General features: G+C 35.6%; 7 protein-coding genes. All 7 read right to left on the bottom strand.

Annotated features, from left to right (window positions below; all coding sequences use genetic code 11):
• Nucleotides 1–217: 217 nt before the first annotated feature.
• Nucleotides 218–685 carry a hypothetical protein gene (locus tag M2132_RS11750; protein ID WP_280673741.1) on the bottom strand — a complete coding sequence of 156 codons (468 nt, stop codon included), beginning with the start codon at nt 683–685 and terminating at the stop codon, nt 218–220.
• On the bottom strand, nt 642–1,292 hold the full coding sequence (locus M2132_RS11745; RefSeq protein WP_280673743.1) for a hypothetical protein: 651 nt from the start codon (nt 1,290–1,292) through the stop codon (nt 642–644). The genes M2132_RS11750 and M2132_RS11745 overlap by 44 nt, the downstream gene beginning before the upstream one ends.
• Complete coding sequence (locus M2132_RS11740; RefSeq protein ID WP_280673745.1) at nt 1,243–1,674, bottom strand: RHS repeat domain-containing protein; 432 nt, start codon at nt 1,672–1,674, stop codon at nt 1,243–1,245. The genes M2132_RS11745 and M2132_RS11740 overlap by 50 nt, the downstream gene beginning before the upstream one ends.
• Before the next feature lie 2 nt (nt 1,675–1,676).
• Nucleotides 1,677–2,195, bottom strand: coding sequence for a hypothetical protein (locus tag M2132_RS11735; RefSeq protein WP_280673747.1), 519 nt, complete (start codon nt 2,193–2,195; stop codon nt 1,677–1,679).
• A gap of 84 nt (nt 2,196–2,279) precedes the next feature.
• Complete coding sequence (locus M2132_RS11730; protein ID WP_280673749.1) at nt 2,280–2,654, bottom strand: Imm40 family immunity protein; 375 nt, start codon at nt 2,652–2,654, stop codon at nt 2,280–2,282.
• Between the two features lies 1 nt (nt 2,655).
• Nucleotides 2,656–4,653 carry an RHS repeat domain-containing protein gene (locus tag M2132_RS11725; protein ID WP_280673751.1) on the bottom strand — a complete coding sequence of 666 codons (1,998 nt, stop codon included), beginning with the start codon at nt 4,651–4,653 and terminating at the stop codon, nt 2,656–2,658.
• Nucleotides 4,654–4,767: 114 nt separating this feature from the next.
• Nucleotides 4,768–4,944: a hypothetical protein gene (locus M2132_RS11720; protein WP_280673753.1), complete on the bottom strand. Its 177-nt coding sequence runs from the start codon at nt 4,942–4,944 to the stop codon at nt 4,768–4,770.
• Nucleotides 4,945–5,079: the final 135 nt, after the last annotated feature.

Below are 5,079 nucleotides of genomic sequence, written 5' to 3'. Positions count from 1 at the left end.
AAAGACAAACTGAGTATTAAAAAGAGGCTATATAAAGCAGCGCTGGATACTCAATATCTCAGGAAACTATTGAAAATTTGATGCGGTTGCCCTGGTTGGATATTGTTTTATGTCAGCATCTCGTTTATTCTGCTTTAAAGCTCCTCCTCCATTATCTGCCGAATAAAATGGTATGTAATCCTTTTTTACTCTCTTGGCGATACCGGTCATCTATAATTCACAGACCTTCATAAGATGAAATTAACACTGTCCTGATTTTATTCCTCCATACCCAAATTTGTAATCCTAACTCATCAAAATCATAAACTTTTTGGTTTTGGCCCCTGTTAGAGTTGATTAAGACATATTCTTCGCTTTCAGTATCAGGGAACTGATTCACTAAAATAAGAAATCTTTCATAAGACATACCAATTAGATTTTCTCCATTTAAATAACACATTGAATTACATCGTATTGTTTCTATTTTCCCTTCTGTTGGCCAAACAGTTACTTTTCTGTCATAAAAATCATAACTATCATACGAAAACGTTCGTTCTTTTATGTGTTCTTTTATATGTTCTATATAAAGATAATTTTCTATATCATCCCTTAAAATAAATACGCCTAAAGATTTATTAGGAATTAATGTGAAATTCTCCAATTTATTTTCTCCAATGTGTTTCTCCCTTAGCTTTTTTTTGAGCATCTTTTCTAATATTTTTTATTGTTTGTTGTATTTTAATTCTTTCTTTTCCAGTGGCACTTTGAAGTTGTTTCTCTAATTCAGCAATTCGCTTTTCAGCTTGAGTTAGGGCTCTACCATTATCTCCATGCGGCATTCCTTTTGTTGAACTTTTATCTCTGCTTATCCCGTTTCTAACTGAGTGCTGAGTATGTCCAGGAGGACGATTTACAAAGTTCCATATGTGTTTCAATGCTGCCATTCCGACTTTTGTGCCTCCTAACAGAAGCCAAAATTCAGTATTTGTTTGTGTAATAGCTCCATTATTTTCTTGAATATATTTATGATTTATACCAACATCTTTAGAGATTGGTAAAAGAGGATTTTTCACCGCGGGAAGAAATAAATTCATTACTCCAATCGCATACCCTCCAGTTCCGTTTGCATCAGGGAAAATAGCTGGAATATTCGTTAAGATAAAGAAATTCGTTTGGTCATTATAATATAATCCTGTTGCAATATATTCTTTAAATACATTTTCAGGAATATAATCCCATTTACCTCCTTGATAATCAAATTTTTCAAAACAATCTGGACAAACATTCGTTGTTCCGGAATAGGCAGTTGTCAAAGCAGACCAAAATCTGGCAATTTCTATACCAAATACTTTCTCCTGTTGGATCTATTGCTCTTAATGGATTGTTAAGACAATAAGTATACGGACTGGTAGAGTAATAATTCTCTGCATGGGGGTCTGTGGATGTGAACCTACCAATGGCCGGGTCGTACTGCCGTGCGTGGAAGTCGTACATCTCCAAGCCATTCATCGTGTCGTATTCCTTGCCGCCGTACTTGTCGGGTTGAACGCCTTCATTCCTACTTGCGGCTGTGGGCATGCCGAACGGATAATAATCGGTCGCCTGCACGGTATTGCCCTGTGCATCTACTACCGCACGGATATTACCCAAATGGTTCTTAAGGTAAAAGCTATCCTTTAATTTAGACCATTCCATCTTTACTCTATAAATGCAGATTTTATCAAATGAAGGCTATCCTTACCTACTATTTGATAGCGACGTATAGGTGTTTCATAAATTGCATCTGGATGAGATTTTAATAAATCTGAATATCCTGAAATAAAATCATTAAATACATATAAATTCTCCTTTTTAACTACATTATGACTACATAAATCATTTAATAAATAACATGCAATAAGTTCATTTTCTAAAAAAGTATATCCTGATATTCTATCAACATCTATCCTAGTCGTTAATGTGATTATAATAAAACAACTATCACAGTCTTCTGGATTTGAGCTTATTATAACAGAACAAATTTTTGGTAATTTACTGTTATTTTTTTCTTGTTTACTTTTTTTTATTTTGATCATTTTTACAACCTCAGTTTTCAGAGATGAAGTAAAAACAGATTCAGTGCTAATATTTATATTTTCTATATTATTGAAACTTTCCTTTTCTTTACAAGAAAATATAATAATAGGTATTATAAAAAATATAATTTTTATTTTCATTTTTTATGATCTTTATTCATAAAAAGGCTTTGAAATTCTACCAATAATATTTCAAAATGAGGCATATTAGTGGCTACAGCTGTCCTATATTACTAAAACAATATAACATTCTTTGCCTAATTTTCTTGCCACCTTTACTGCCTCCAATATACCTTTCTTTGCCACTTCATAACTTCTGTTTACATAAGATTCTTTACTCTCTCCTTTTTCTTCATTACAATAAAAATTTAAATAAACATAAGATTCCCCCCAATCATGGAATGCATAAGACAATTCTCCTTTTTCATCTTTAGTGACAATATCCCCACCTACAATTGGAACTGATATTTTTTTTAACATTTCAATAGCTATTAACGACTTTTTAGCAATGATTGCTATTTCATTACTGCCTGGATTCATTAAAGACATAGGAATTCCTTCCTCTGCTATAAAATGATAATAGTTGTCTAAGCTATCCATATTATTTTTTTGTATTAAAAAATCTATGATTTATCTCGCCATTGGCATTCTTTATATATTCAAAAGTTCCCGACTTCCCATTTATCATACCTCTAATTTCCAGAATTTCGTAAACTTTACCATCACCACCTATAAATTTACGTGTTTTTCCGTATGTATCAGCATAACTATCAATAGCATTAGGAAATCCATGCATATTATCACCTATTTTTCCCATCTGTTTTAGTACTTTATTAGAATAACGAGCTCCTTTAAAGAATCCTTTAGCAAGGGTACTCTCTCCAAAAGATGCCATATCAACAATAACAAAAGCTGCGGCTGTTGTACCCCCTATATAATCCCCTGCTTTAAAACTATCAATGGATTCAGTTGCACTGCCAATGACAGGAATCATATAAAAACTTTCTTTACCTATTAATTGCACCATATTTTTAGTCCAGTTTAGCCTCGCTTCGGCCTCTTTCTTTGCAGGACCTGGATCTTCAAATAAACTATTAAGGCCTGTTTGATAGACAAGAAGGTTAAAAAACATATGTATATATTCTCCTAATGATGTTCCACCACCTTTGGTACTTGCCAATAGATTAGAAAAAGGATCAGGGATTTCTGTCCATCCACTTGTATCGAAAGAATTCAAATTTCCGCCATTGGCTAAATAACTATATATAGTTGCAATATTACCGGGATCAGTTGTTGTATATATAGACATCCCTGTAGGGTCAATAAACTTTAACGGATTATTATCACAATAAGCATATGGACTAATAGAATAATACATCTCTGCCATTGGGTCAATGGATGTGAACCTACCTACTGCCGGGTCGTACTGCCGTGCGTGGAAGTCATAGAGGTTCAACCCGTTCATTGTGTCGTATTCCTTGCCACCGTATTTGTATGGCTGGACACCCTCCTCCGAACTGAGCATCGTAGGCATACCGAAGGGATAGTAATCCGTCCTTTGTACCATTCGCCCGCTGGCATCGGCTACTACGCGGATATTACCCAGATGGTCCTTGGTGTAAAAATAGTATTTTTTGTTCTCAATATAACCATTATCTATCATAATTCTTTTCAGGGTATCGCCGTGGTACACCAGGTTGTCGGCATAATACACCGTCTTCTTGTTGGGATAAGGGTCTATCCATCCTATAGGAGGCAGGTCTCCCACCCCTGCGCCAATGCCAATGCTCATAGGGGCAATAGACCCGGAAAGAGGACTGATGCTTACGGGCACATTCCACTCGTATTTCGCCTTGAGCTTGCGTCCGGAAGCTGTGTAAGTATAATTTATCACACCGTTTGCCAGGCTATTACTCACGAATACCTTCTTGGGCATACCACTGTAGGAATCGTAAGTCATAGTTATTCCCTTGTGTTTATCGCCGGTCATAGCACCATTAGCGTTGTAGGTATAATGTGTCTGGATGTTATTTTTCAGGTACGATATGAATCCTTCCGCCTTATCGGAGTTTTCCAGAATATTTGTATGCTGGTTTCCTTTGTAGGTAAAATACATGTCGTCGACCAATTGACTCCCTACACGGAAACGCGAAAGGTTTGTTATATTACCGTTCAGGTCGTAAGAATACAGGGAAGAGTAATTAACTAGTCCCGGTCCAGTGAAATAATAGTCAGAATAGTGATTGGTTTTCAATCTCGAAAGCCCATCGTAAGTGAAAGCGCTGAAATAAGCCATGAATCCTTCGTAAGCATGTCCTACCGCCGATATATTTCCGTTGTAGGCTGGAGTTCCTTCGTTGGGTGGCTGTGTGTAATAAAGGCCTTCTTCGTATAGCGAGTTCCACATATATTCTATCCACGAACGGACGTTGTAGTTGTAGGAAGTCTGAAGCCTGCCTATCCCATTGGCCTTCGAAGAAAGTAACCGTCCCAACTTATCGTATCCATTGCGGGCAATTGAAACCACAGGGTAATTGTTTAGTTTATGTGTTGTTTCTATTAAACGCCCTGCATGGTCGTAACGAAATGTGTAATTCACAATTATACGTTGTGAATAGTATTGGTTTTCCATATGTTCGAGGTTTTTCCTAAAGGATGAAATAAATAACCTTAACCACATAATTATTTGCCTTTACTTCACAGATAAATACAGTTACTTAACAATTGTTGTTTTCACTTTTGTTTTTCCCTTATTTTTAGCTATTTCTTCGGAACGAATATCTGATATAAAAATCACATCATCGTAAGTAGTAATATTCCTTACTAAACTATCAACCCATGATACAACATAATGCTTTCCGTATAATACAGCTAACTCCGGGCTGTTCATATGGCTGGTATCTATTCTTCTTTTAAAGAGTTTTAGTTCTTCATGCGAATCAGTAGTTGAAACAATTCGCTGATTTGTTTAGTTAAATTATTTATTATCAATGAAATAAGCGCGTTGAATATTTGCTCAATCTCT

The sequence above is a fragment of the Dysgonomonas sp. PH5-45 genome (assembly GCF_029893235.1).
Classification (GTDB): Bacteria; Bacteroidota; Bacteroidia; order Bacteroidales; family Dysgonomonadaceae; genus UBA1309.
The sequence above is the reverse complement of the archived record's forward strand: the minus strand, read 5'-3'. Positions and strand labels throughout refer to the sequence as shown.

Excerpts from the sequence above, each read along its gene's own strand:
- M2132_RS11750 (WP_280673741.1), bottom strand. The coding sequence starts at position 685 with ATGCTCAAAAAAAAGCTAAGGGAGAAACACATTGGAGAAAATAAATTG.
- M2132_RS11740 (WP_280673745.1), bottom strand. The coding sequence starts at position 1,674 with ATGGAATGGTCTAAATTAAAGGATAGCTTTTACCTTAAGAACCATTTG.
- M2132_RS11735 (WP_280673747.1), bottom strand. The coding sequence starts at position 2,195 with ATGAAAATAAAAATTATATTTTTTATAATACCTATTATTATATTTTCT.
- M2132_RS11730 (WP_280673749.1), bottom strand. The coding sequence starts at position 2,654 with ATGGATAGCTTAGACAACTATTATCATTTTATAGCAGAGGAAGGAATT.
- M2132_RS11720 (WP_280673753.1), bottom strand. The coding sequence starts at position 4,944 with ATGAACAGCCCGGAGTTAGCTGTATTATACGGAAAGCATTATGTTGTA.